This is a genomic window from Aeromonas sp. 2692-1 (assembly GCF_013085505.1).
GTDB classification, from domain to species: Bacteria; Pseudomonadota; Gammaproteobacteria; order Enterobacterales; family Aeromonadaceae; genus Aeromonas; species Aeromonas hydrophila.
The window spans coordinates 4,445,010-4,469,009 of sequence record NZ_CP038513.1 but is presented as its reverse complement, the minus strand read 5'-3'; the positions used below and the strand labels follow the sequence as shown (position 1 = coordinate 4,469,009).

The 24,000-nt window shown below is 63.8% G+C and carries 16 protein-coding genes and 1 pseudogene; 6 read left to right on the top strand and 11 right to left on the bottom strand.

Going from position 1 to position 24,000, the window contains the following annotated elements; genetic code table 11:
* The first annotated feature begins 6 nt into the window (after window positions 1–6).
* From E5E97_RS20715 to E5E97_RS20705, 3 genes are read left to right on the top strand one after another with little or no spacing between them, the layout of a single operon-like run.
* Window positions 7–2,898 carry a formate dehydrogenase subunit alpha gene (locus E5E97_RS20715; protein ID WP_216368129.1) on the top strand — a complete coding sequence of 964 codons (2,892 nt, stop codon included), beginning with the start codon at window positions 7–9 and terminating at the stop codon, window positions 2,896–2,898.
* 4 nt (window positions 2,899–2,902) lie between these two features.
* Window positions 2,903–3,526, top strand: coding sequence for a formate dehydrogenase FDH3 subunit beta (fdh3B, locus tag E5E97_RS20710; RefSeq protein WP_011706855.1), 624 nt, complete (start codon window positions 2,903–2,905; stop codon window positions 3,524–3,526).
* Entirely contained in the window at window positions 3,523–4,494 is a 972-nt protein-coding gene (locus tag E5E97_RS20705) for a formate dehydrogenase subunit gamma (RefSeq protein WP_043163617.1), read from the top strand. Before fdh3B ends, E5E97_RS20705 begins: the two co-directional genes overlap by 4 nt.
* A gap of 65 nt (window positions 4,495–4,559) precedes the next feature.
* Here E5E97_RS20705 and E5E97_RS20700 read toward each other — a convergent pair whose 3' ends face one another.
* Complete coding sequence (locus E5E97_RS20700; protein ID WP_253265117.1) at window positions 4,560–5,540, bottom strand: HAMP domain-containing sensor histidine kinase; 981 nt, start codon at window positions 5,538–5,540, stop codon at window positions 4,560–4,562.
* Window positions 5,540–5,689, bottom strand: coding sequence for a response regulator (locus E5E97_RS23620; RefSeq protein WP_253265116.1), 150 nt, complete (start codon window positions 5,687–5,689; stop codon window positions 5,540–5,542). The genes E5E97_RS20700 and E5E97_RS23620 overlap by 1 nt, the downstream gene beginning before the upstream one ends.
* 240 nt (window positions 5,690–5,929) lie before the next feature.
* Between E5E97_RS23620 and E5E97_RS20695 the strand changes: the two genes are divergently transcribed.
* On the top strand, window positions 5,930–7,645 hold the full coding sequence (locus E5E97_RS20695; protein WP_011706852.1) for an NAD-dependent malic enzyme: 1,716 nt from the start codon (window positions 5,930–5,932) through the stop codon (window positions 7,643–7,645).
* A 69-nt stretch (window positions 7,646–7,714) separates the two neighbouring features.
* Here the strand turns inward: E5E97_RS20695 and E5E97_RS20690 are convergent, their stop codons facing one another.
* Together E5E97_RS20690 and E5E97_RS20685 are read right to left on the bottom strand one after the other, a co-directional pair.
* On the bottom strand, window positions 7,715–8,056 hold the full coding sequence (locus tag E5E97_RS20690) for an RT0821/Lpp0805 family surface protein (RefSeq protein ID WP_042065701.1): 342 nt from the start codon (window positions 8,054–8,056) through the stop codon (window positions 7,715–7,717).
* Window positions 8,053–9,279: a hypothetical protein gene (locus E5E97_RS20685; protein ID WP_171280963.1), complete on the bottom strand. Its 1,227-nt coding sequence runs from the start codon at window positions 9,277–9,279 to the stop codon at window positions 8,053–8,055. The genes E5E97_RS20690 and E5E97_RS20685 overlap by 4 nt, the downstream gene beginning before the upstream one ends.
* Window positions 9,280–9,584: 305 nt before the next feature.
* Between E5E97_RS20685 and E5E97_RS20680 the strand changes: the two genes are divergently transcribed.
* Window positions 9,585–10,823 carry a uracil-xanthine permease family protein gene (locus E5E97_RS20680; RefSeq protein WP_016351527.1) on the top strand — a complete coding sequence of 413 codons (1,239 nt, stop codon included), beginning with the start codon at window positions 9,585–9,587 and terminating at the stop codon, window positions 10,821–10,823.
* Between the two features lie 86 nt (window positions 10,824–10,909).
* Here E5E97_RS20680 and E5E97_RS20675 read toward each other — a convergent pair whose 3' ends face one another.
* The 4 genes from E5E97_RS20675 to pykF form a co-directional block, all read right to left on the bottom strand.
* Complete coding sequence (locus E5E97_RS20675) at window positions 10,910–11,917, bottom strand: beta-propeller fold lactonase family protein (RefSeq protein ID WP_171280962.1); 1,008 nt, start codon at window positions 11,915–11,917, stop codon at window positions 10,910–10,912.
* 64 nt (window positions 11,918–11,981) lie between these two features.
* Window positions 11,982–12,815 carry a hypothetical protein gene (locus E5E97_RS20670; protein WP_171280961.1) on the bottom strand — a complete coding sequence of 278 codons (834 nt, stop codon included), beginning with the start codon at window positions 12,813–12,815 and terminating at the stop codon, window positions 11,982–11,984.
* Between the two features lie 212 nt (window positions 12,816–13,027).
* The gene (gene mscK / locus E5E97_RS20665) at window positions 13,028–16,351 is read right to left on the bottom strand and encodes a mechanosensitive channel MscK (protein WP_171280960.1); all 3,324 of its coding nucleotides are present in this window, start codon (window positions 16,349–16,351) and stop codon (window positions 13,028–13,030) included.
* Between the two features lie 149 nt (window positions 16,352–16,500).
* The gene (gene pykF / locus E5E97_RS20660; protein ID WP_010633307.1) at window positions 16,501–17,913 is read right to left on the bottom strand and encodes a pyruvate kinase PykF; all 1,413 of its coding nucleotides are present in this window, start codon (window positions 17,911–17,913) and stop codon (window positions 16,501–16,503) included.
* Window positions 17,914–18,217: 304 nt separating this feature from the next.
* Here pykF and E5E97_RS23615 point away from each other — a divergent pair.
* A pseudogene (locus E5E97_RS23615) lies at window positions 18,218–18,429 on the top strand (hypothetical protein).
* A 74-nt stretch (window positions 18,430–18,503) separates the two neighbouring features.
* Here E5E97_RS23615 and E5E97_RS20655 read toward each other — a convergent pair.
* The 3 genes from E5E97_RS20655 to ggt form a co-directional block, all read right to left on the bottom strand.
* The gene (locus tag E5E97_RS20655) at window positions 18,504–19,685 is read right to left on the bottom strand and encodes a M28 family metallopeptidase (RefSeq protein WP_171280959.1); all 1,182 of its coding nucleotides are present in this window, start codon (window positions 19,683–19,685) and stop codon (window positions 18,504–18,506) included.
* 400 nt (window positions 19,686–20,085) lie between these two features.
* Window positions 20,086–21,729 (bottom strand): YbaL family putative K(+) efflux transporter, encoded by a 1,644-nt coding sequence (ybaL, locus tag E5E97_RS20650; RefSeq protein WP_017409102.1) that lies wholly within the window; start codon window positions 21,727–21,729, stop codon window positions 20,086–20,088.
* 386 nt (window positions 21,730–22,115) lie between these two features.
* On the bottom strand, window positions 22,116–23,894 hold the full coding sequence (ggt, locus tag E5E97_RS20645) for a gamma-glutamyltransferase (RefSeq protein ID WP_171280958.1): 1,779 nt from the start codon (window positions 23,892–23,894) through the stop codon (window positions 22,116–22,118).
* Between the last annotated feature and the right edge of the window lie 106 nt (window positions 23,895–24,000).

Below are 24,000 nucleotides of genomic sequence, written 5' to 3'. Positions count from 1 at the left end.
GAACTCATGAAACTGACGAAACGTGCCGAGCAGCCCCAGGCGGGCGAGCAGGTCAGCTTGCAAAGCAATGCCGCCGCATCTCGCGGCCAGGGGCTGACCCGTCGCGCCTTTATGGTCAATTCCGGTCTGGTGGCCGGCGGTGCCGTGGCCGCCGGCTGGCTGGCGCCGGCCATGATGCAACGGGCCGAGGCCAAAACCGTGGCGGCTGACGTGCCGGTCGAGGTAAAGCGCACCATCTGCTCCCACTGCTCGGTGGGCTGCGGCGTCTATGCCGAGGTGCAAAATGGCGTCTGGACCGGTCAGGAGCCCGCTTTCGATCACCCCTTCAACTTGGGCGGTCACTGCGCCAAGGGGGCGGCCCTGCGCGAGCACGGCCACGGCGAGCGTCGCCTCAAGTACCCGATGAAGCTGGTGGGCGGCAAGTGGCAGCGCCTGAGCTGGGAGCAGGCCATCGAAGAGGTGGGCAATGAAGTGCTGCGTCTTCGCAAGGAGTCCGGCCCCGACAGCGTCTACTGGCTCGGCTCCGCCAAGCACTCCAACGAGCAGGCCTACCTGTTTCGCAAGATGGCGTCCCTGTGGGGCACCAACAACGTGGATCACCAGGCGCGCATCTGCCACTCCACCACGGTGGCCGGGGTCGCCAACACCTGGGGCTACGGCGCCATGACCAACAGCCTGAACGACATGCACAACAGCAAGTCGATCATGTTTATCGGCTCCAACCCGGCGGAGGCCCACCCGGTCGCCATGCAGCACATCCTGCTGGCGAAAGAGCGCAACGGCTGCAAGATTTTGGTGGTTGACCCGCGCCGCACCCGCACCGCCGCCAAGGCGGACATGTATCTCTCCCTGCGTCCGGGCACCGACGTCGCCTTTATCTGGGGCATGCTCTGGCACATCTTCAAGAACGGCTGGGAAGACAAGGAGTTCATCCGCACCCGCGTCTACGGCATGGACGAGGTGCAAAAAGAGGTGGCGCGCTGGACCCCGGCGGAAGTGGAGCGGGTGACCGGTCTCAACGAACAGCAGGTTCATGGCGCGGCCAAACTGCTGGCCGACAACCGCCCCGGCTGCGTGGTCTGGTGCATGGGCGGTACCCAGCACACCACCGGCAACAACAACACCCGCGCTTACTGCATCCTCGAACTGGCCCTCGGCAACGTGGGCAAGAGCGGGGCGGGCACCAACATCTTCCGCGGTCACGACAACGTGCAGGGTGCCACCGACTTTGGCGTCACTTCCGACTCCCTGCCCGGTTACTACGGGCTGGAAGAGGGCTCCTGGAAGCACTGGGCCCGGGTGTGGGACGTCGATTACGAGTGGATCAAGGCCCGTTTTGACAACAAGGCCTACAACGGCAAGCTGCCGATGAACAACAACGGCATCCCGGTTTCCCGCTGGGTGGATGGGGTGCTGGAGAACGCCGATCTCATCGAGCAGGGCTCCAACATCCGCGCCATGTTCTACTGGGGCCATGCGGTCAACTCCCAGACCCGCGGCCCCGAGATGAAGAAGGCGATGCAAAAGCTCGACATGATGGTGATTGTCGACCCGTATCCCACTGTCGCCGCCGTCATGAACGATCGCACCGACGGCGTCTACCTGCTGCCGGCCACCACCCAGTTCGAGACCTATGGTTCCGTCACCGCCACCAACCGCTCCATGCAGTGGCGCGACAAGGTGGTCGAGCCGCTGTTCGAATCCAAGGTGGACCACGAGATCATGTATCTCTTGAGCAAGAAGCTCGGCTTTGCCGATGAGCTGTTCAAACACATCAAGGTGGAGAACAACGAGCCGCTCTTGGAAGACATCACCCGCGAATATAACCGCGGCATGTGGAGCGTGGGCTACACCGGCCAGAGCCCGGAGCGGCTCAAGGCGCACCAGCAGAACTGGCACACCTTCCACAAGACCAATCTCAAGGCCGAGGGCGGCCCGGTCAGTGGCGAAGTGTACGGTCTGCCCTGGCCCTGCTGGGGCACCCCGGAGATGAAGCACCCCGGCAGCCACATCCTCTACGACACCAGCATTCCGGTCTCGGAAGGGGGCGGCGGTTTCCGCGCCCGCTTCGGCATCGAGTATCAGGGCGTCTCGCTGCTGGCCGAAGACTCCTGGCCGAAGGGAAGCGAAGTGGAAGACGGCTATCCCGAGATCACTGCCGACCTGATGAAGCAGCTTGGCTGGTGGGATGAGCTGACCGAGGCCGAGAAGAAAGAGGCCGAGGGCAAGAACTGGAAGACCGATCTCTCCGGCGGCATCCAGCGGGTGGCCATCAAGCACGGCTTCGTCCCTTACGGCAACGCCAAGGCGCGCTGCGTGGTGTGGACCTTCCCGGATCAGGTGCCCAAGCACCGCGAGCCGCTCTACACCCCGCGCCGGGATCTGCTGGCCGACTACGCCACCTGGCCCGATGCCAAGAGCCTGTGGCGCCTGCCGACCCAGTACGCCTCGGTGCAGGAGAAGGACGTGAGCAAGGAATTCCCCATCATCCTCACCTCCGGCCGTCTGGTGGAGTACGAGGGGGGCGGTGACGAGACCCGCTCCAACCCTTGGCTGGCCGAGTTGCAGCAGGAGATGTTCGTCGAGATGAACCCGGCGGATGCCAACGACGTCGGCGTGCGCGACGGTCAGGATGTATGGGTCGAGGGACCGGAAGGGGGCCGGGTCAAGGTGAAGGCGCTGGTGACCCCGCGGGTCAAACCGGGGCTCGCCTTTATGCCATTCCACTTCGGCGGCCACTTCGAGGGCAAGGATCTGCGATCCAAATATCCGGAAGGGTCTGACCCCTATGTGCTGGGGGAATCGGTCAACATAGTCACCACCTATGGTTATGACCCGGTCACCCAGATGCAGGAGACCAAGGTCACCCTGTGCCGTTTTCGCCAAGTAGGAGCCTGATCTCATGGCCAGAATGAAATTCATGTGTGACACCAAGCGCTGCATCGAGTGCAACGGCTGTGTGACGGCGTGCAAGAACGAGAACGACGATGCCCTCGAGTGGGGCATCCAGCGCCGCCGGGTGGTAACCCTCAACGACGGTCTGCCGGGGGAGACCTCCATCTCGGTCGCCTGCATGCACTGCACCGACGCCCCCTGCATGGCGGTCTGCCCGGCCGACTGCTTCTATCACACCGACGACGGCATCGTGCTGCACAACAAGGATCTCTGCATCGGTTGCGGCTACTGCCTGTTTGCCTGCCCGTTCGGTGCCCCCCAGTTCCCGAAAACCGCCGCCTTCGGCGATCGGGGCAAGATGGACAAGTGCACCTTCTGCGCCGGTGGCCCGGAAGAGGATCACAGCGAGGCGGAGCGCCAGAAGTACGGTGCCAACCGCATCGCCGAGGGCAAGCTGCCGATGTGTGCCGAGCTCTGCTCCACCAAGGCGCTGCTGGCGGGGGATGCGCAGGTTATCTCCGATATCTTCCGCGAGCGGGTCGCCTATCGCGGCGCCAAGGAAGCAGGCTGGGGCAGCGGTGAAGAGCTGTTTTACGACGCCAGCAAGGCGGGCAAGGGAGGGGCGGCATGAAAACCTGGCTAATGGCCCTGTTTGCTGCCCTGCTGCTGGTGAGTACCGCCAGCTTCGCCGACGCCGAGAAAGAGGCGGTCGGCTTTGCCGGCGCCGACTACTGGCGGGCGGTGAAGGATGGGCAGGAGGGGGTGACCACCTCCCGCTCGCCGGAGCACGGGGTGCTCATCTCGGTGCCGGGCCAGCTCTGGTTCGAGGTGAAGACCAAGTGGGTGTCGCCGCTCGGTGCCATCGCCATCTTCGGCTCCTTGGCCATGTGCGGCCTGATGTACTGGGCGGTGGGGCCGACCAAGCTCTCCAAACCGCGCACCGGGCGCAAGCTCAAGCGCTGGAGCCGGCTGGATCGGGCGCTGCACTGGAGCACGGCGGGCATGTTCCTGACCCTGTCCGGGTCGGGGCTGGCCATCATCTACGGCAAGCACTTCATCAAGCCGGTGGTGAGCATCGGGGTGTGGGAGAACTGGATCTGGTTCGCCAAGGTGTTCCACAACTACGTGGGGCCGCTCTTCTTCCTCTGCCTGATGGGAGTGCTCATCAAGTGGTTTCGCCACAACATCGTCAACATGGTGGACGTGCGCTGGTTCATGAAGGCGGGCGGCATGCTGGGGCCCCACAAGGGGAGTCACCCCTCGGCGGGCTTCTCCAACGGTGGCGAGAAGGCCATTTTCTGGCTGCTGATCTGGTTTGGCGGCATCGTGGTGGCGACCGGGCTGTTTCTGGACTTCCCCATCTTCGGCCAGCTGCGTCGCCAGATGGAGTGGGCCAGTTTCATCCACATCGTCGGCGCCCTCATCCTCATCTGCGGCTTCATCTTCCATATCTACATGGGCCTGTTCCAGCTGGAAGGGGCGCTGGAGGGGATGATCAGCGGCGAGGTGGACGAAACCTGGGCCAAGGAGCACCACGATCTCTGGTATGAAGAGGTGAAGCACCAGCTCGACGAGCCCAAGGCAGGCAAGTCAGGCTGAGGCTGACCGCGACATCAGGATGAAAGAGAAGGGGCGCTGCGGCGCCCCTTTGTTGTGTCTGCCGCTCAGAGCGGCGGCTGCAGCGGCAGCCGGATGCGGTAGCAGAGTCCCTCGCCGGGCGGGCTGGTGACGGCAAGCTGACCGTGCAGGTTGTTCTCCACCAGGTTGTGGATGCGACAGGCGCTCAGCCCGCAGTGGCGGGCGTCACCGCGCAGGGTGGTGAAGAAGGGCTCGAACAGGTGGGCCAGCTGTTCGGCCGCCATGCCGGGGCCGTTGTCCCGGTAGATCAGCAGCAGCTCGCTGCCGGCGCGTTCCACCTGCAGGGAGAGGCGGTGCTCCCCCGGCCCCTTGAAGGCGTGCTCCATGCTGTTCTTGATGAGCTCCTGCACCAGGTCGAGAAACAGCGACTCGGGGGCGGTCAGGGTGACCTCCTCGCCACCCAGATCGGCGTTGACCCTGGCGATGAGAAACTCGGGGGTGAAGGCCTGCAGCAGCTTGCGCAGGCTCTTCTGCACGGCGAAAGGGGTAGCGGGCAGCTCGGTCTGATCCCGGGTCAGCTCCTTGAAGCGGGTCACCAGCAGGGCGACCCGGCGCAGGCTGGACTCCACCAGCTCGGTGCCCTCCTTGATGTCGGTGAGCTGCTGCTGGAGCAGGCGCTGCCCCAGCATGCCGTTTTGCACCGCGCTGGCCAGCAGATCGCCGGCGCCGTGAATGAGGCTGGAAGCGGTGATGCCGATGCCGATGGGGGTGTTGATCTCGTGGGCAATGCCGGCGGTGAGCTGAAACAGGCTCTGGTAGAGCTGCACCTTGGCCTGCTGACGCCCCAGCTCCTTGAGGCGCAGCTGGTTTTGCACCCGGGCCAGCACCTCGAGCTGGTGGAACGGCTTGGAGACATAGTCGCAGCCGCCGGCCTGAAAGGCCTGCTCGAGCGCCCCGATCCCGCTGTTGGTGCTGATGAAGAGCACCGGCAGGCACCACTGGCCCGGCAGCTGCTTGATGCGGCGGCACGCCTCATAACCGTCCATCACCGGCATGTTGATGTCCATCAGCACCAGATCGGGGGGAACTCGGTAGCGGCATCCACCGCCTGCAGGCCGTCGGTGGCCTCCCGCACCCGGTAACCCGCCTCTTCCAGCAGACTGCGCAAGATGTAGCGGTTGGATGCCATGTCATCGACGATCAGGATTTCACTCATCTGTTTGTTCTCTCCTGCCCCCGGGAACCTCTCCCTGCCGGTGGCCTGCTGTTGAGCATAGTTGGCCGCTCTCTGTGGCGCGTGGCCGGTATGAGACCATCATCCGCCTCGGCGCGGATTTTGGCCGCAGGGTATGCCCAAGCTCACAAAACTAAACAGGCAAACGTCATATGATTGATTTCATTATGAGTCTTGCTCTCCTGCCGAACGGCAATTTCACGTAAATCAAAGAGAATGACTATGGCTACCGGACAATATCTGCTGTGGAAAGATGCACAGGGACAAGATTTTCGCCCCGTTGCACTGACTGGCACCGATCTGCTCAACGATCGCAATCTCAACAAGGGCACCGCCTTTACCGAACAGGAGCGCGCCGACTTCGAGCTCGACGGCCTGTTGCCTCCCCAGGTGCAAACCTTCGAAGCCCAGCTGGATCGGGTCTATCAGGGCTTTCTGAGCGCCTGCAGCGACATCGAGAAGTATCAGAACCTGCGGGCATTGCAGGATCGCAACGAGACCCTGTTCTATGCCCTGCTGGCGCGCCATGTGGAGGAGATGACCCCCATCATCTATACCCCGACCGTGGGCAAGGCGTGTCAGGAGTTCAGCCACCGCTACCAGAAGGCGCGCGGTCTCTACATCACCCCGAAGAACGTCGATGACATGGGCTCCCTGGCCCGTCAGCTGGATGCCAAATCGGTGCGCATCATCGTCGTGACCGACAGCCAGGGGATCCTGGGGATCGGTGACCAGGGGGTGGGCGGCATGGGCATTCCCATCGGCAAGCTCTCCCTCTATACCCTGGCCGCCGGCATTCACCCCGCCTGCTGCCTGCCCATCGCACTCGACGTGGGCACCGACAATCAGGCGCTGCTGGATGATCCCATGTATCTGGGTCAGCCCCACAAGCGCATTCGCGGCAAGGAGTACGACGACTTCATCGACAAGTTCGTGGCCGGGGTCAAGCGCCACTTCCCGAACGCCGTGCTGCAGTGGGAGGACTTCAGCAAGTCCAACGCCTTCAACAACCTCTCCCGCTATCAGCAGTCGCTGCCGTCGTTCAACGACGACATCCAGGGTACCGGGGCCGTGGTGCTGGCGGGCATCATAGGGGCGGTCAAGGTCAAGGGAGAGACCCTGGGCCAGCAGAATTACCTGGTCTATGGCGCCGGTGCCGGCGGGGTCGGGGTGGCGGATCAGATCTGCGCGGGCATGATCCGCGAAGGGCTGGATCCGCAGGCGGCCCGCGATCGCATCTATATCCTGGATACCCAGGGGCTGGTGTGTGACAACCGCGAGGGGCTCGACGAGTACAAGCGCCGCTACGCCAAGCCGGGCCTGCTGCTGGCCGGCTGGGACACCGAGGTGCCCGGCAAGGCCAACCTGACCGACGTGCTGCGTCACGTGCCGATCACCGTGCTGCTCGGCACCAGCGGCTCGGGCGGCGCCTTCAAGGAGGAGCACGTGCAGCTGATGCAAAAACACTGCGCGCGCCCCATGGTGTTCCCGCTCTCCAACCCGACCGCCAACTGCGAGGCGCTGCCGGACGACATCTATCGCTGGAGCAAGGGCAAGGCTATCGTCGCCACCGGCAGTCCGTTCAAGGATGTGCACTACGAGGGTCAGGAGTTCCGGGTCGGCCAGGGCAACAACGTCTTCATCTTCCCGGGGGTGGGTCTGGCGGCCATCGTCAGCCAGATCCGCGAGATCACGCCGGACATCTTCACCACCGCCGCCTTTGCGCTGGCGGAGTGCGTGAGCGAGGTGGACCTGGCCAAGGGGGCCGTCTATCCGCGCATTCGCGAGCTGCGCAACATCTCGGTGCACGTGGCGACGGCGGTGCTCAAGGACATAGTGCGGCGGGATCCTTCCCACCCGCTGATCGGTCAGGATCTGCAGCAGCACATCCTCAACCACATGTGGGAGCCGGTCTACCTGCCCTATCGCCGGGTATGATGGCTGCAAGCTTGCACTTGCAATAGAAGAGGGGTGGCCATGGCCACCCCTTTTTTGTTACCTGAGCTGTCAGCTGCGCAGCGGCAGCCAGTGCCCCGCCTTGCTGCGGCAGGCGGTGTCCTGCCACTGCTGGCTGGTCTGGCCTATATAGAGCTGCTCACGGTAGTCGCGGCACCAGAGGCCGTTGGAGTGGCGAAAGGTACGCAGCGGCGTGACGCTGCCTGAGTGGCGGTTGGCGGAGTTGAACCAGGTGAGGCTCTGGCCCTTGGGGCGGGTTTGCAGCGCCTCGGCCAGCGCCTGATTGGCGAGCGTCACATCCTGCTTGTCCATCTGGTGATAGAGCGGGGTGGCTGGCTGGGTGGCACAGGCGGACAACCACAGCGCCAGGCAGATCAGCAGATAACGGCTCATGGTTGCACCTTGCTGTTGAACCCTTGCTGGATCAGCGCTTGCTCCTGCGCATCGGTCAGTGTCTGGCCGCGATCGTCTATCGTGCCGTCGCCCCGGATCTCGTTGCCGCTGGCATCCACGGCATCTACCCCATTGTCGTCGACCGTACCATCACCCCGGATCTCGTTGCCATTGGCGTCGACGGCGTCTACCCCGTTGTCGTCGACCGTGCCGTCGCCCCGGATCTCGTTGCCATTGGCATCGACGGCGTCTACCCCGTTGTCATCGAGGCCGTTGCCGAGGCCACGCCCGCCACCATGACGATCTCCGCCGGCGTGGCGGTCCCCTCCGCCATGCTGCTCACCACCGGCATGCCGATCGCCCCCTGCATGCTGCTCGCCGCCGGCATGTTCCCCACCGTCGTGGTCGTCATCGCCATGGCTGCTGTCGCTGCCGCCATCGTGACTGCTTCCACCACTGCTGCCGCCGCCATCGTGACTGCTTCCACCGCTGCTGCTGCTTCCGCCACTGCTGCCGCCGCCATCGCTGTCGCTGCCTCCACCGCTGTCACTGCCTCCACTACTGCTACCGCCTCCGCCGCTGCTTCCTCCACCACCGTTTCCACTGCCATCGCCATCCTTGTTGTGAACGATCAGCCCATTGGCGACATAGCTGTGGCTGCCATCCAGGATCAGATTGAACAGTGCGGTGGTGGGCGGGGCGTCAAGCCAGCAGAGGGACTCCACCAGTAGCGGGGTGGAGTGAGGGGCCAGCGCCAGGTTGCCTGCGCTGCCGTGCTCCGACCAACCCAGCAGATGCATGCCGGTAAAGAGCGGCAACACGGCGAGGGTAGGGTTTTCGGTGCGGGTCATGGCCGGGGCGATGGCCGCCCAGCCGCGGGTGGTCAGCAAGGGGTGTTCGGCGGTGAAGAAGGGGGCCAGCCGGTTGAGCCCGTATAGTCTGCGCGCTCCCAGCGGTACCCGCTCGATCGCCAGGATCCGGTTGCTGCGGCCATATTGATCCCGCACCCGTTCACCGACCCGCAGGGTCTCGATGGGACGCTCCTCCCCATCGGCCATCAGGATGCGGGTGCCGGCCACGAAACAGGACTTGGCATAGGCCTGATTCAGCTGCCATTGATGGTGGCTGAAGTCATAGCTCAGCGGGGTGGCAAACAGGGCCAGGGCGATGGCCGAGCCTACCAGCAGTCGACGCTGGCTGGGCTTGAAAGCGGGCAGTGACATGGGGGACTCCTTGTCCGGCTGGGTTCACGCCATCAAGTATAGAGGGGGCCGGTGGCGGGGCAGGGGCAACACCTGACAACAAAACAGCGTGGAAAAACGATTGGCGTCGGCCATAAAAGTGCGTAAAATCGCTTCCTCGATGCTTGTAGCAACGAATCCCGCCTAAAAAGCCAGTTTCATGCCATCCCCAAGCAGTAAGAGGCAACAAATGAAGCCGAATGGCTCATTCAGTGCCTTGAAAAAGTCTTGTGATAACTGAAAAGTGTCAAATATCCCTGTCAGTTATCAAAAAATTAAGGACATCCATGTTTTCCTTAGTCAAGCAAAGTGTCGCCGGGCTGCAAATCCTGTTTGTCGCCTTCGGTGCCATGGTTCTGGTGCCCCTGCTCACCGGACTGAACCCCTCCATGGCCCTGCTTGGCGCCGGTGTGGGCACCCTGCTGTTCCAGCTCTGCACCCGCCGCCAGGTCCCGATTTTCCTCGGTTCCAGCTTTGCCTTCATCGCCCCCATCATTTACGCCACCCAGACCTGGGGCCTGCCCTCCACCATGTTCGGTCTGTTTGCCGCCGGTTTCATGTACTTCATCCTGGCCGCGCTCATTCGTGTGCGTGGGATGGGTTTCGTGCACAAGCTGCTGCCGCCGGTGGTGATTGGTCCGGTGATCATGGTGATCGGTCTGTCGGTCGCCCAGGTGGCCTGCAACATGGCGATGGGCCGTGCCGGCGGTGAGCAGGTCGTGCCAGCCTCGGTTGCGCTGACCCTGGCCGGCATCTCGCTGGCGGTCACCCTGATTGCGGCGGTGTTCTGCAAGGGCTGGATCAAGCTCATCCCCATCCTCTCCGGCGTCATCGCCGGTTATGTGGCCGCAGTGCTGATGGGGCAGGTGAGCTTCGATGGCATGGTGAACGCCCCCTGGTTGGCGCTGCCCCACTTCGTGACCCCCGAGATCAACTGGGCCGCGGCGCTGTTCATGCTGCCGGTGGCCATCGCCCCCTGTATCGAACACATCGGCGGCGTGCTGGCCATCGGTGGTGTGACAGGCAAGGATTACACCAAGAACCCGGGTCTGCACCGTACCCTGGCCGGTGACGGCATCGGCGTCTGCTTCGCCGGTTTCATCGGTGGTCCCCCCGTCACCACCTATGCCGAAGTGACCGGCGCCGTGATGATCACTCGCAACTTCAACCCGGTCACCATGACCTGGGCCGCGGTGTTCGCCATCATTCTGGCCTTCTTCGGCAAGTTCAACGCCCTGCTCACCTCCATCCCGATGCCGGTGATGGGCGGTATCATGCTGCTGCTGTTCGGATCCATCGCCGCCATCGGTCTCAAGACCCTGGTGGAGTCCAAGGTGGATCTGGGGCTGTCGCGCAACATCGCCATCGTGGCCGTGACCCTGACCGTGGGTGTCGGTGCGCTGGAAATGAAGATCGGTGACTTCGCCCTGGCTGGCGTGGGCCTGGCCTCGGTGGCCGCCATCCTGCTCAACCTCATCCTGCCCCAGCACTCCGAAGAGGGTGCCATGGAGAGCGCCAAGGATTAAATCCCTGCGTTGACTTGCATTGAGATGATGAAAAAGAGGCCACCCCAGGGTGGCCTCTCTGTTTTGCCGGTGCGAGTGCTAAGGGCTTAGGGCGCCAGCGTCAATACCCGCACCCACATGGCCCCTTCGCCCACCGGCTGGCGTGACTGCAGGGTCAGGGCGCCGCTGGCCGGATCGATGCGGTGCAGCGCCAGCTGGTGGGAGGCTTGCCCTGCCGCCAGCAGCCAGCAGCCCTGCCCGTCGATGGCAAAGCCGCGCGGCATGGTTTCGGTGGGGAAGTGGCCGACCACCCCGAGCTCGCCATCCGGCGCAATGGCAAACTGGGTCAGCAGGCTGCTGGCCCGCTCGCTGCTGTAGAGAAAGCGTCCATCCGGCGTCACGTGCAGATCCGCGCCCCAGTACTCCCCCTGATAACCGGCGGGGAGCATCTCCAGGCTCTGGCACAGTGTGATTTCGCCATCGGCGCTGCGCCGGTAGCGATTGATGGTGCAGTCGAGTTCGTTCAGGCAATAGAGGTCGCCATTGCTTGGGTGCAGCGCCAGATGGCGCGGGCCGGCGCCGCTGGCGGTCTGCAGATCTCCCCGCGGATGGGGGCGCAGCCGACCCTCCCGACAGAGCACAAAGCGGCGGATACGGTCCTCCTTGAGGCAGGCGACCAGCACCTCCTGCTCGCCCTGGTTATCGGTGGCCAGCAGGGTGACCGAGTGGGCGGCCTGCAAGCCGTCGAGCTGCTGGTGGGGCGGCGCTGCCCGACCGGTGCTTCCGATGGCAGAGACGGTGACATGATCGAAGGCATAGGAGGCCGCCAGCAGGAAGCGGCCGTCGGCCGAGATGACGGTGTGGGAGGCGCTGCCCGCGAGCGGCGTCGAGCTCGGCTCGCTGAGCCGGCCATCCACGCCAATCCGGTAGCTGATGAGCGCAAAATCGGGCCGCACGGCGGCATGGAGCCAGTGCCCGTCCGGGCTGATCACCAGCGGCTGGACCTGGCCCGGGGTGTCGACAACCTGCAATAACGCGAGCTCCCCGCTCCCGGCCAGGGCGAACACATGGATCTGCTGGCTGGCGGGGCTCGCCACATAAACGACCTGCTGCATCTGCTCTCTACTCCTTGTCATGGGCAACGGCGGTCATCTTATCCTCTTTCGGGCCCGTTCTGGCCTACTCTTTTGCCCGCCCCGGGCAGACCACCTGACGGGCCTTGAGGTGGTAGAGCTCCACCTGCGGGTGGCTGAAGAAGCCCACTTCCCACGGATTCTTCTGCACGAAGGCGGCGCGGATGGGCTCGAACAGCGGGTGATCCTGCGGGATCTGGTAGGCATCGGCGGCGATGATGGTGTAGTTCCATTCGATGGCGCGGGTGTAGGTAAACACCGCCCGTGAGTCGATGGCGAAGTGGCAGCGCCCGTCGCGCTTGAGCAACTGCGACTTGAAGGTCTCGGGGAAGGTGATGAAGAAGATGTCGTCCTCATCGGAGGAGAGAAACGCCAGCACTGTGGTGTGCGGCTGGGACTGGGCCCGGGTCACCAGCACCCCGATCTTGTTCTCCACTTCGCGCAGGTCAGGCACCGGCAGGCCTGTGAGCGGGGTGACCGGCAGCTCGCGAGCGGGGCGTTCATCGGCCGGATGCTGATAGTCCGGCCGGGCGAAGCCATAGACCACCCGGTTGCCGTACCAGAGCTCGAACTGCCGCGGGGTGACCTGCACCTTGTCCGGGGCGGTGCGTGTTATCACCCCCTTGTAGGAGACGCGGTAGACGCTCAAGGAGGCATCGTACTCGTCGACCCCGGTGCGGTTGTCCAGATGCAGGGTGATCTTCTCCCCCACCGCCAGCTGATGCCCCTTGGGGAAGCTCAGCAACAGCTCGTCGCCGGCCTGGATCTCGACCCCGCAGATGTAGACGCCGGTCTCCTTGCTGGCGGGGTCGACATAGGTGGCAGCCACCCCGAGCAGGGGAGAGCCGAGAAAAGAGAGCAGAGAGGATTGGGAACTCATTGGCGCACCTTGGCAAATGTGGGGGTTTGCCCCTCAGTGTATCGCGGCCGGCCCGGATTGGCAGACCCCCTCACTGGGGGAGGTAAGCGCTTCAGGCTAGCGGCAAACGGCGTCCCATTCTGGCCGGCCCGTCACAAAGCCAGCTTGGGCGGCCGGCGGCCGACCATAAAAAAGGCCCCTTGCGGGGCCTTCGAGTGGGATGGCGTGCAGCCTTAGACGGGCTGGGCACCCGGCAGGGCGGGAGGCTGGGCGGAGTCTGACTCCACCTTCTGCTCTTCGCCCTTCATGTTCTTGATGTAGACGTCCATCTGGTTGAACGCGATTTCGATGCCGTTGGCCTTGAACAGGGCGTCGATCTTGCGGTTCAGCTCGTCCACCGCCGGGTTGCGATCGCCGAGCTCGCTCACGAAGAAGCGCAGCTCGTGATCCAGGGTACTGGGGCCGAAGGTGAGGAAGTAGACGATGGGGGCCGGGTCTTTCAAGACGCGGCTGTTGTCGTCCGCCGCCTGTTTCAGCAGGGTACGGGTCAGCTCCAGATCCGAACCGTAGGCCACCCCTACCCGCACGATGACCCGGGTGACGGTGTCGCTCAGCGACCAGTTAATCAGCCGTTCGGTCATCAGCACCTTGTTGGGGATGATCACCTCCTTGCGGTCGAAGTCGGTGATGGTGGTGGCGCGGATGCGGATCTTGGAGACGGTACCGGAGAAGGTGCCGATGGTGACGGTGTCGCCGATCCGTACCGGACGCTCGAACAGGATGATGATGCCGGAGACGAAGTTGCCGACCACCTCCTGCAGACCGAAGCCGATACCGACCGTCAGACCGGCGGCGAGCCACTGCAGCTTGTCCCACTGCATGCCCATCAGGGAGAGGGCGGTGAGGGTTCCGACCCCGATCAGCACATAGTTGAGCATGGTGGTGATGGCGTAGGCCGTGCCCTGAGCCAGGCGCAGCTTGGAGAGCACCAGCACCTCCAGCAGACCCGGCAGGTTGCGAGCCAGCGACCAGGCCGCCCCCAGCATGAAGATGGCGGTCAGCACATCGCTCAGACTGACGGGGTAAAGCACCGCATTGGCACCGGAACCCACGCTCTTGTGCCACAGCACCATGCTGTCGAGGTAGGAGAAGACCGCCACCAGATCGGACCAGAGCCAGTAGAAGGCGACGCCGAACACCAGCAGCAGCACGGTGCGGGTCAGACGCAGGGACTGCTGGCTGACATCCTCCAGATCCATGGGCTGCTCTTCGATGGACTCACCCCCTTCCGCATCTTCCGAGGACTTGTGCTCGCGCTTGGCCACCGCACGGCGATAGGCCAGACGGCGGGCCGCCAGCTCCAGCCCGCGCAGGGCGGTGCGGTAGACCAGGCTCCAGATGATGATGAGGTAGAAGGATTCGATCAGCCGGCCGGTCAGCTTGAGGGCGGTGTAGTAGTAGCCCAGTCCCACCAGCACCATCAGCGCCACCGGTGCCAGCGCCAGGGCGATGGCGGTGATGGACTGCTGCATGCTTGCCTCGCCCTTGATGCGGGCGCGGGAGATGGGGAACACCAGATAGGCGGCCAGCCCCAGCAGGGCCAGGGTCAGCGCCTGACCCACCACGTCGTTGCCCAGCGATGAGGGTTCTACCACCGCCTTGGTCGACAGCATGATGAGCGGCAGCAAGGGCACCCACAGGTAGCGCATGCTGGTGCGCTTGGCCTGCAGTTCGGCTCTGGCAATGCGGAAATGGGTCTCGGCAATGCCGCCCGGCCGCATCACCGCCAGATAGACGCTGAACACCAGGTAGCCGAGCGCCAGGTTGAGGGTGATCTGGAAAATCAGCTTGGGACTGAGCAGGCCGCAGTAAGTGAGCCAAAGACCGGCGGCCAGAATGAACAGGCTGCCCGGCAGGCGCTGCAGCACGGTAAACAGCAGGGCACGCGGGGTGTGCCACTGGCTGTCCTGGCGAAAACGCCCCAGATCCTTGGTGATCTTCTTCTGCCGCTCCACCAGCGCCGGGCGCTTCCAGATCAGCAGACCGCCCACCAGCAGCAGCGGGAAGGCGAGCAGGGAGACCGGCAGCAGCATCTCGCCCCAGCCGCTCCAGTCCGGTTTCAGCACCCAGTCGGAGGCCTGCTTGTAGGCCTGGGCCGGCCAGCTGATGAACCACTTGCCATCGATGGGCTTGTTGCTGCTCACCCAGAAGATGTGCTGCTGCAGGGTAAATTCGATGGAGGAGTAGATCCGCGCCAGCTGCTGCTGGGTCAGCTGCAGGCTGATGGCGTTGGTCAGCTGGGCATCCAGCTGGCGGTTGAGCTGGTCGAGCAGGCTGATGCGGGTATCGAGCAGCTTGGAGAGGCTGGTTCTGTCCTCCTCGCTTACCGGCTCGCTGCTGTTGGCGATCAGGTTGTCCAGATACTGGGTCTTCTGGAACAGCTGGTCGCGCTGCTGGCTCAGCTCGAACTGGGCCAGGTGCAGGTCGGCGATCTGCTCTTCCAGGTTCTTCACCAGCGTGGAAGGCGACGACTCCAGCTGTTGATAGAGCTGGTAGAGAATGCGTGACAGCAGCAGGTTGCCCTTGAGCATCTGCACCTGTTCGTTGAGGTTGCGCTCGGTCTGGGTGCCGCGCTCCAGCCAGCTCTTGGCCTGCAGGTTCTTCTGCACCAGCGAGTTGAGGTTGGTGGTGGCGCTGACCAGCTGCTGGCTGAGCTGATGGTTGAGCTCCTGCTCTTTTTGTACCAGCGGGTTGTCATCTGCGGCGACCAGCTCGCCGGTCTGCTCGGCGGTCTTTTCGGTGTCACCGAGGCGCTTGGCACTGCTCTGCTCTTGCAGCAGTTGCAGTTTCTGCTCTTCGCTCGCGAGGCGGGCGCTCTGGTAGTCGCGCTGCTTGACCGCCAGATCCTGCATGCTGGTGCGGTTGTCCAGCTGCTGTTGCAGGTTGGCCAGTTGCAGCTCCTGGAGGGCCAGCTCGGCGCCCAGCTTCATCTTCTCGGCACCGCTCACCCCGTCACCGGCATTGAGGCGGGTACGGATCTCCTGGCTGCGCTGATAGGCGCGGCTCATCAGGGCCTGGGCCCGTTCCGGCAGGGTTTGCAGGCTGGTGATCTGGCTGCCGATGGTGCCGAGGGCTTCCTGGGCATCCTGCATGTTGGCCATGACATCGGGCTGGCGACTCTCCAGCTCGCTCAGGCTCATGCTGGCGTATTCACTCTTGATCTGCTCGGCACTCTTGTTCTGGGTCAGGGCATCGAGCTTGGCGCTGATGTCCCTGAGCTCGGCCGGCAGGGAGCGGATACGCTCGCTCTGGCTCTTAGCCTTGCTCTTCTCCTTCTCGATGCTGTCGAGCAGGGTGAGGGTGTCGGTCAGGAATTTCTGGTCGGCCTGCTGGCTGACGGTGAGGGTATCAGACTTGCCAAGGGCATCGAGTGCCCGCTGCACACTGGCACGTGAGGGCACATCCTGCGCCATGACCTGCGGGGCGCAGAGGCTGACGAGTAAGCAGAGCAGCGGCAACAGGGTGGCCGAGGCTCTTTTGAAGCGTGTTGAGAGCATAAAACTTCCGGGTTATTACGCGATATTTGGGAGATTTCCCACTTGGATTAAATCCGCGTGGATTCTAACACCGGGCAGGAATGGGCAGCAGGGGGGCAGATAAAAAAAACGGCGCCCGCAGGCGCCGTTTTCAGCTTGTTCAGTTCCGATTAAAGAACGTGAACAGAAGCGGTGTTGGTGGTGCCGCTCGGTACCAGAGCACCGGAGACCATGACAACCACGTCACCTTTCAGACCCATGCCGCTGGCCAGCGCCGCTTCTTTACCGATGCGATAGAAATCGTCGGTGGAGGCGATGCTGTCAACCACGTGAGCAACCACACCCTTGGTCAGTACCAATTGGGCAGCGGTCTTCTTGTTGGTGGTGATGGCCAGGATCCAGGCTTTCGGGAAGTACTTGCGGATGGCCTTGGCAGACTTGCCGCCTTCGGTGGCAACCACGATCAGCGGGGCGTCCAGCTTCTCGGAGGTCTCTACCGCGCCTTTACATACCGCTTCGGTGATGCGCAGCTTGTTGCTGTCGTTGGCAGCAGACAGGTTGGACGGCATCACGGCATCGGTACGCTCGCAGATGGTGGCCATGATGGTCACGGCTTCCAGCGGGTATTTGCCCTTGGCGGACTCACCGGACAGCATGACTGCGTCGGTACCGTCCAGGATGGCGTTGGCCACGTCGCCGGCTTCGGCGCGGGTCGGACGCGGGTTCTTGATCATGGAGTCCAGCATCTGGGTGGCGGTGATGACCACTTTGCGGGCTTTGTTGCACTTCTCGATGATCATCTTCTGGGCGAAGATAACTTCTTCAACCGGGATTTCGACACCCATGTCGCCGCGGGCAACCATGATGCCGTCGGAAACAGCCAGGATCTCGTCGAAGTTGTCCAGGCCTTCCTGGTTTTCGATCTTGGAGATGATCTGGATGTTTTCGCCACCGTGGGCTTTCAGGTGCTCACGGATTTCCAGCACGTCTTCTTTCTTGCGAATGAAGGAGGCGGCAACGAAATCAACGCCTTGCTCGCAACCGAAGATCAGGTCGCGCTTGTCTTTCTCGGCCAGGGCCGGCAGCTTGATGGAGACGCCCGGCAGGTTGATGCCCTTGTTCTCGCCCAGATCGCCGTTGTTCAGTACTTTACAGATGACTTCGCGCTCGGTGATCTCGATGACGTCCAGACCGATCAGGCCATCGTCAACCAGGATGCGGTTGCCGACGCGCAGGTCGTTGGCGAAACCGGCATAGGTCACGGCTACTTTGTCTTTGTTGCCAACCACGGTCTGGTCGGTGGTGAAGGTGAAGGTCTGGCCAGCGACCAGGGCAACGTCGTTGCCGCCTTCCAGCTTGATGGTACGGATTTCCGGACCCTTGGTGTCCAGCAGAATGGCTGCGTGCTTGCCGGTTTCGGCCATGACAGCGCGCAGGTTGCTGATGCGACCACCGTGCTCGGCGTAGTCGCCGTGGGAGAAGTTCAGGCGCATGACGTTCATGCCGGCGTCCAGCATCTTGGCCAGCATTTCTTTGGATTCGGTCTTGGGACCGATGGTGCAGACGATTTTGGTCTTTTTCATGTCAGTCTTCATGGTTAAGGAGTTTCCGCCGTGCAATATACACCAGTTTTTGGATACTTTTTATGATCCAGAAACAACGTTTTGACCAGATAACGTTTTCTTTTCAGGGATAACGTTTTCCTCTTGGCTACTTTTTAGGGCATAAATTAACTGGTCCGCGCAGATTTGGCATAAATGTCGCCATATGTATCTCGGCGCCGGCCCGCCTCGTCAGATGTTGTAAAATGACGATCCCGTCCCGTCATCAAGCCGTCATCGGTCCTCGACAAGAATAGACACTCTGCTGCCACCGGAGTGCTGCAAGATGGCCCCTTATCTGTTGCTGTTGTCCGTTGCTCTGCTGGGGGTGCAGGCGCTGCCCGCCAGCTGCTGGCCGGCGGATCCCGCTCCCCGCGATGGCGCGCTGCGCACCTTCGAGCGCCTTGAAATGCACCAGGCCCAGGCCGCCACGGCCCGCGCACAGCAAGGCTTGCCGCACCCCACCCCCCGCTTGATGGGGCGTATCGACAGCCCTGAGCGGCAGACGCAGAGACGCAAGAGGGAGGCCTGGCCTCCCTCTTGTTTTGGGTGCGTCACCTCGCCTTGGCGGCTCAGTTTATCTTGCCCATCTCGATGGCGAAGCTGGTGGCCAGCTGGGCGAACTTGAGGGCGTGGGCAGCCGAGGGATCAGAGTTCTGCAAGGTGTCCTGGGCGGTGTGGATGTTGGGGTTGTAGTCGTTGAAGCGCGACTCGAACGGCATGGCGGCCGGGTAGCCCTGATTGTGCCAGGAGGCGTGATCCGAGCAGCCGTAGCCGCAACTGTCATAGCCGTAGCGGATCTGGGGCAGATAGGCGTCGAGCAGCTGGGCCAGATAGCCGGTCAGCCCCTTGTCGGTGTAGTCGGTCATGAAGACGATATCTTCCGCCGAGCCCTGGTAGTTGGTCATGTCCAGCTGCAGCGCCGCCAGCACCTTGGTGTTGGCCGCCTTGTAGCGGGTGGCGATGTCCTTGGAGCCGCGCAGCCCCACCTCTTCTGCCGCATAGCCGATGAACTGCAGGGTGCGCTCCGGCTGGCGGCCCTGCTCGGCGATGACTCGCAGCACCTCGGTCAGGGTGGCGATGCCGGAGGCATCGTCATCGGCGCCGGGGGCCAGGGTGCGGCTGTTGGGGGCCGAGCCCGCGGTGGAGTCGAGGTGACCGCCGAGCACCACCACTTCGTCCGGGTAGCGGCTGCCCTTGAGGGTCAGCACCACGGATTGCTGCGGATAGCCGCTGTGCTTGACCCGGCTGACGCTGGCCCAGGGCAGGGTGGCGCTCAGGGTCTGCCACTGGCCGGCTACCCAGTCCGCCGACTGCACCCCTGTGGTGGTGGTGTAGTAGCGGTTGCGCCAGCTGGCGAGCTGGCTGATGGTGCCGACTATGTTGCCCTGATCCAGATAGGGCAGCAGCCGGTTGACGCTGGCCCCCTGGGTCAGCGGCGGGGCGCTGAACAGGTTCTGGCTGATGGGTTGGGCCATGCTCTGCAGGGCGTCGGCCAGGGTGCTGTGCACCACATAGCCGCCGCAGCGCTGGTGCCCTTCGTGCATCAGGTGGGAGAGGGTGCCAAGCTCGCTCGCCTCGACCTGGGCCAGCTGGACCGGGGCGCCGCTGGCGCTGAACAGGGGGGCCAGCCTGGCCTTGACCTGTTTGAGTTCGACGCCGCTGTCGGCACCGACCGTGATCCAGACGGGCTCGGCGGCCTGCACGGCGAGGGGCAGCAGGGGAAGCAAGAGGGCGGTCAACAAGGGTTTCATAGCGGATCCTTCCAGGGTGAGTTGCAGGCATGTGTGCCAAGTGGGTGTCATAAGACGACTGGCCCAGTCTAGCCAAAGGGAGAAACCGGCGAATTTGCCCATCTGGCGCGACCCTACCCCCGTCCGGTGGGGGCCGCTGCAGGATCTGCTGTCTACTGCGCCCCGCTGGGGGTAACCGCTGGAGCTTTGTGCTGGCGAGGGGAAGCTGCGTAGCGTGCCTGCCGCAGAGGCGGCGTGTGGCCCTGACCTGGGGGGCTGACAAAGGGAGTCAAATTGTGCCATATCGGCGCGAAATGCCGGTGGTTATGGGTGGGGAGGGGCCTGGGTACCCAGAAGCGCGGGTGGACAAAGGGGCATAAAAAAGAGGGGCCAAGGCCCCTCTGGTTCACTGGATGGCGGTTTATGCGGTGGCCTGTGCCAGCATGCCGAGGGCTATCTCCCGCTCGCCCATGATCACCTTGTCCGCTCCCTGCTTGGTGAGGAAGCTCACCTCATCGTCGCTGTGGGCGCGGGCGATCACCCGGATCGCCGGGTTGATGAGCTTGGCCTGGGCGATGGCTTCGCCGGCTTCGAAGCTGTTGGGGATGGCCACCAGCAGCCAGCTGGCGTCGGTGATGGCGGCGCGGCACAGCACCTCGTCATCGGCCACGTTGCCGTTGACGTGGGGAATGTCGGCCTGACGCAGGCTCTCCAGCCGGTGCGGATCCTGCTCGATCACCACCAGCTCGCGTCCGGCCTGCTGCAGGCCGCTCACCAGCAGGCGGCCGACCCGGCCATAGCCCACCAGTATGGTGTGGGCCTTCATCTCCACCGCCGGGCATTTGCACTCGGCCAGCACCTTGGCGTTGTCGGCGTCCGGGTGTTTCTCCAGGTAGCGCTCGACGGCGTTGAACACCAGCGGGTTGAGCATGATGGAGAGGCTGGCACCCACCAGGATCAGGTCGCGGGCCCCTTCCGGCACCAGCTTGAGCACGATGGCCAGCCCGATGAGGATGAAGGAGAACTCGCCGATCTGGGCCAGGCTGGCGGAGATGGTGAGGGCGGTGCGCCGGCTGTAGCGGAACAGTCGCACGATGGCGTAGGCCGCCGCCGACTTGCCGAACATGATGATGAATAGGGTGGCCAGCACCGCCAGCGGCTCGGTCAGCAGCACCGCCGGGTTGAACAGCATGCCCACCGAGACGAAGAACAGCACGGCGAAGGCGTCCTGCAGCGGCAGGGTGTTGTTGGCGGCGCGGTGGCTCAGCTCGGAGCGGTTCATGACGATGCCGGTGAAGAAGGCGCCGAGGGCGAAGGAGACGCCGAACAGCTTGACCGCGCCGAAGGCGATGCCGAGCGAGCAGGTCAGCACCGCCAGGGTGAACAGCTCGCGCGAGCCGGTGCTGGCGGTGTGGGCCAGCAGCCAGGGGATGAAGCGGCTGCCCACCACCATCATCAGCGCCACGAACAGGCTCACCTTGCCGAGGGTCCAGCCCAGATCCAGCGCTATGCTCTGCCAGCTCAGGGTCTGTTCGCCGAACTGGATGTCGGCGATGATCGGCAGCATCACCAGCGCCAGCACCATCACCAGATCCTCGACGATGAGCCAGCCGATAGCGATGCGCCCCTGCAGGGTTTCCAGATTCTGGCGGCTCTCCAGCGCCCGCAGCAGTACCACGGTACTGGCGGTGGAGAGGGCGAGGCCGAACATCAGGCCGGCGACCGGATCCCAGCCCAGCAGGGAGGAGAGCCCCATGCCGAGCAGGGTGGCGACGGCGATCTGGGCAATGGCGCCAGGGATGGCAATCCGTTTCACCGACATCAGGTCACGGAAGGAGAAGTGCAGCCCCACCCCGAACATCAGCAGGATCACCCCCAGCTCCGCCAGCTCGGGCACCAGCTTCATGTCGGCCACATAACCCGGGGTGAAGGGGCCCGAGATCACCCCGGCCGCCAGATAACCCACCATGGGGGAGATCTTGAGGCGCTGGGCAAACATGCCGAGGATGTAGGCCAGCACGAAGCCGCCGACCAGAGTGGTAATCAGGGGAAGGGAGTGGTCCATGTCGTCACCTCGCTAATGGCAGTCAGGGGGCTACCAGATCACCGCGCGGGCGAAGAGGGCAGCTGTCAATGAGCAGGGGGCGAAAGAGACAGATGCTGGCCGCATGCACAGAGGGTGTGTCTGGGGGACAACAGTTGCCGTTTCTGTTGAAAAATAATACGTTTTTGGTAGAAAAACAATATTTATCCACATTTAAGACTTAATTTGCGATTAAAACTGTATAAGTGGCTGTTTTGAGGTGAAAGCGCGCTTCTCTGGCGGTCAGGCTGGCAACAGTAATCAATCGACGATGGTTTTCTCCGGCACAACTGGGGGAGGGAGAGCACAAAAAAGCGGCCGACTGGCCGCTTCGCTGCGTGGGGTTCCGAGTGCAGATGTAGCCGAGCTCACTGGCCCTTGGCGATCCCCTCCCGGCGCGGATCGGCGGCGCCCAGCCAGCCGCTTGCGTTGCGCTGCACGCCCTGCAGGCCCGAGGTCTGCTCGCTCAGCACCACCTCGTGTCCCTTCGCCTTGAGCGCCTCGATCACCGCGGCCGGGGTGTGACCCGCCTCCAGCTCGGTGGGGCCGTTGCGACTGCCAAAGTTGGGCAGATTGATCGCCTGCTGCAGGTTGAGCCCCCAATCCTGGGTGCCCAGCAACGTCTTGCCCACGTAGTTGATGATGGCGGAGCCCCCCGGCGAGCCCAGGCTCATCTCCAGCTCGCCGCTGTCCTTGTCAAACACCAGCAGAGGGGACATGGAGGATCGCGGCCGCTTGCCCGGCTCCACCCGGTTGGCCACCGGCAGTCCGGCGGCGTCCAGCGAGGTGAAGGAGAAGTCGGTGAGCTGGTTGTTGAGCAGGTAGCCGTTGACCATCAGCCGCGAGCCGAAGCCGTCTTCGATGGAGCTGGTCATGGAGACCGCCATCCCCGCCTTGTCGACGATGGAGACGTGGCTGGTGGAGGGGAGCTCAGGGGTGGCATCCAGGCCGCGAGCCGGCGCCAGCGGTGGGGTGCCCGCTTTGGCCAGGCCCATGGAGCGCTCGCCGATGAGGGCGCCGCGGCGGGCCAGATAGTGCTTGTCGAGCAGGCCGCTGACGGGGACCGCCACATAATCGCTGTCCGCCACGTACTGGTTGCGATCCGCAAAGGCGAGCCGCGCCGCCTCGCTGTAGAGGTGGATCGCCTCGGCGGAAGCGGCCGGCTGGCCCTGCTCCCCTGGCACCGGTTTGAGGGCCGCCATGTCGCGGCTCTCCAGCATGCCGAAGATCTGGCCGAGTGCAATGGTGCCGGACGAAGGGGCTGGGAAGCCGCACACCCGGCTCTGGCGATAGTCAAAGCAGAGGCCGTCGCGCAGCTTGGCGCGGTAGCTGGCAAGATCGACCGCGCTCAGCACCCCGGGGTTGGTCGGGTGGGCGTGCACCTTGGCCACCATGGCCTCGGCCAGCGGGCCGCGATAGAAGGCGTCCGCCCCCTGGCTTGCCAGGGTTCGCAGCACCTTGGCCAGCGCCGGGTTGGTCAGTCGGGTTCCCGCCGGTTTGGGGCTGCCGTCGGCCTGATAGAAGTAGGCCCGCGCGTCCGGGTCCTTGGCAAGGTAGGGGTCCTTGGCCAGCAATGCGGCCAGCCGCGGGCTTATCACGAATCCCTGCTCCGCGAGGGTGATGGCGGGCTCGAACAGTGCAGCCCAGGGCAGCTTGCCGTAACGCTGGTGGGCCAGCGCCAGTGCCCGCACCGTGCCGGGGGCACCCACCGAGCGCCCGCCCACCACGCCGTCGTAGAAGGCCATCGGCTTGCCATCCTTCATGAACAGCTGATCGGTGGCGGCGGCGGGGGCTGTCTCGCGGCCATCCACCGCCGCAACTTTCTGGCCATCCCACACCAGCATGAGGGAGCCGCCGCCGATGCCGGAGGATTGCGGCTCCACCAGGGTCAACACCAGTTGCACCGCGATGGCGGCATCCACTGCGCTGCCACCGGCCTGGATCATCTGGTAGCCCGCTTCCACCGCCAGCGGGTTGGCGGCGGCCACCATGAAGTCGCGGCCTTGCCAGCCCTGCTTGTCCTGCCAGCCGCTGGCGGCCTCAGGCGCGATCAAGGCGTGGGTGGGGGGCGCTTGCAGGCTCTGCTGAGCGGCGCAGCCGGCCAGCAGAGCGAGGGCGATGGCCAGGCCCAGTGGTTTGCGCAACATGACACTCTCCTTGTCTGTTTTATGAGCATGAGTGGGAACTATGTCACGATTGGCGCTAATGACTCAAGTTGTTGAATCAGATCAACAAGTTACTCATCTATCAACA

Bases quoted from the DNA above. Each gene is read 5' to 3' on its own strand.
- E5E97_RS20715 (WP_216368129.1), top strand. From the start codon at position 7: ATGAAACTGACGAAACGTGCCGAGCAGCCCCAGGCGGGCGAGCAGGTC.
- fdh3B (WP_011706855.1), top strand. From the start codon at position 2,903: ATGGCCAGAATGAAATTCATGTGTGACACCAAGCGCTGCATCGAGTGC.
- E5E97_RS20705 (WP_043163617.1), top strand. From the start codon at position 3,523: ATGAAAACCTGGCTAATGGCCCTGTTTGCTGCCCTGCTGCTGGTGAGT.
- E5E97_RS20700 (WP_253265117.1), bottom strand. From the start codon at position 5,540: ATGGACATCAACATGCCGGTGATGGACGGTTATGAGGCGTGCCGCCGC.
- E5E97_RS23620 (WP_253265116.1), bottom strand. From the start codon at position 5,689: ATGAGTGAAATCCTGATCGTCGATGACATGGCATCCAACCGCTACATC.
- E5E97_RS20695 (WP_011706852.1), top strand. From the start codon at position 5,930: ATGGCTACCGGACAATATCTGCTGTGGAAAGATGCACAGGGACAAGAT.
- E5E97_RS20690 (WP_042065701.1), bottom strand. From the start codon at position 8,056: ATGAGCCGTTATCTGCTGATCTGCCTGGCGCTGTGGTTGTCCGCCTGT.
- E5E97_RS20685 (WP_171280963.1), bottom strand. From the start codon at position 9,279: ATGTCACTGCCCGCTTTCAAGCCCAGCCAGCGTCGACTGCTGGTAGGC.
- E5E97_RS20680 (WP_016351527.1), top strand. From the start codon at position 9,585: ATGTTTTCCTTAGTCAAGCAAAGTGTCGCCGGGCTGCAAATCCTGTTT.
- E5E97_RS20675 (WP_171280962.1), bottom strand. From the start codon at position 11,917: ATGCAGCAGGTCGTTTATGTGGCGAGCCCCGCCAGCCAGCAGATCCAT.
- E5E97_RS20670 (WP_171280961.1), bottom strand. From the start codon at position 12,815: ATGAGTTCCCAATCCTCTCTGCTCTCTTTTCTCGGCTCTCCCCTGCTC.
- mscK (WP_171280960.1), bottom strand. From the start codon at position 16,351: ATGCTCTCAACACGCTTCAAAAGAGCCTCGGCCACCCTGTTGCCGCTG.
- pykF (WP_010633307.1), bottom strand. From the start codon at position 17,913: ATGAAAAAGACCAAAATCGTCTGCACCATCGGTCCCAAGACCGAATCC.
- E5E97_RS20655 (WP_171280959.1), bottom strand. From the start codon at position 19,685: ATGAAACCCTTGTTGACCGCCCTCTTGCTTCCCCTGCTGCCCCTCGCC.
- ybaL (WP_017409102.1), bottom strand. From the start codon at position 21,729: ATGGACCACTCCCTTCCCCTGATTACCACTCTGGTCGGCGGCTTCGTG.
- ggt (WP_171280958.1), bottom strand. From the start codon at position 23,894: ATGTTGCGCAAACCACTGGGCCTGGCCATCGCCCTCGCTCTGCTGGCC.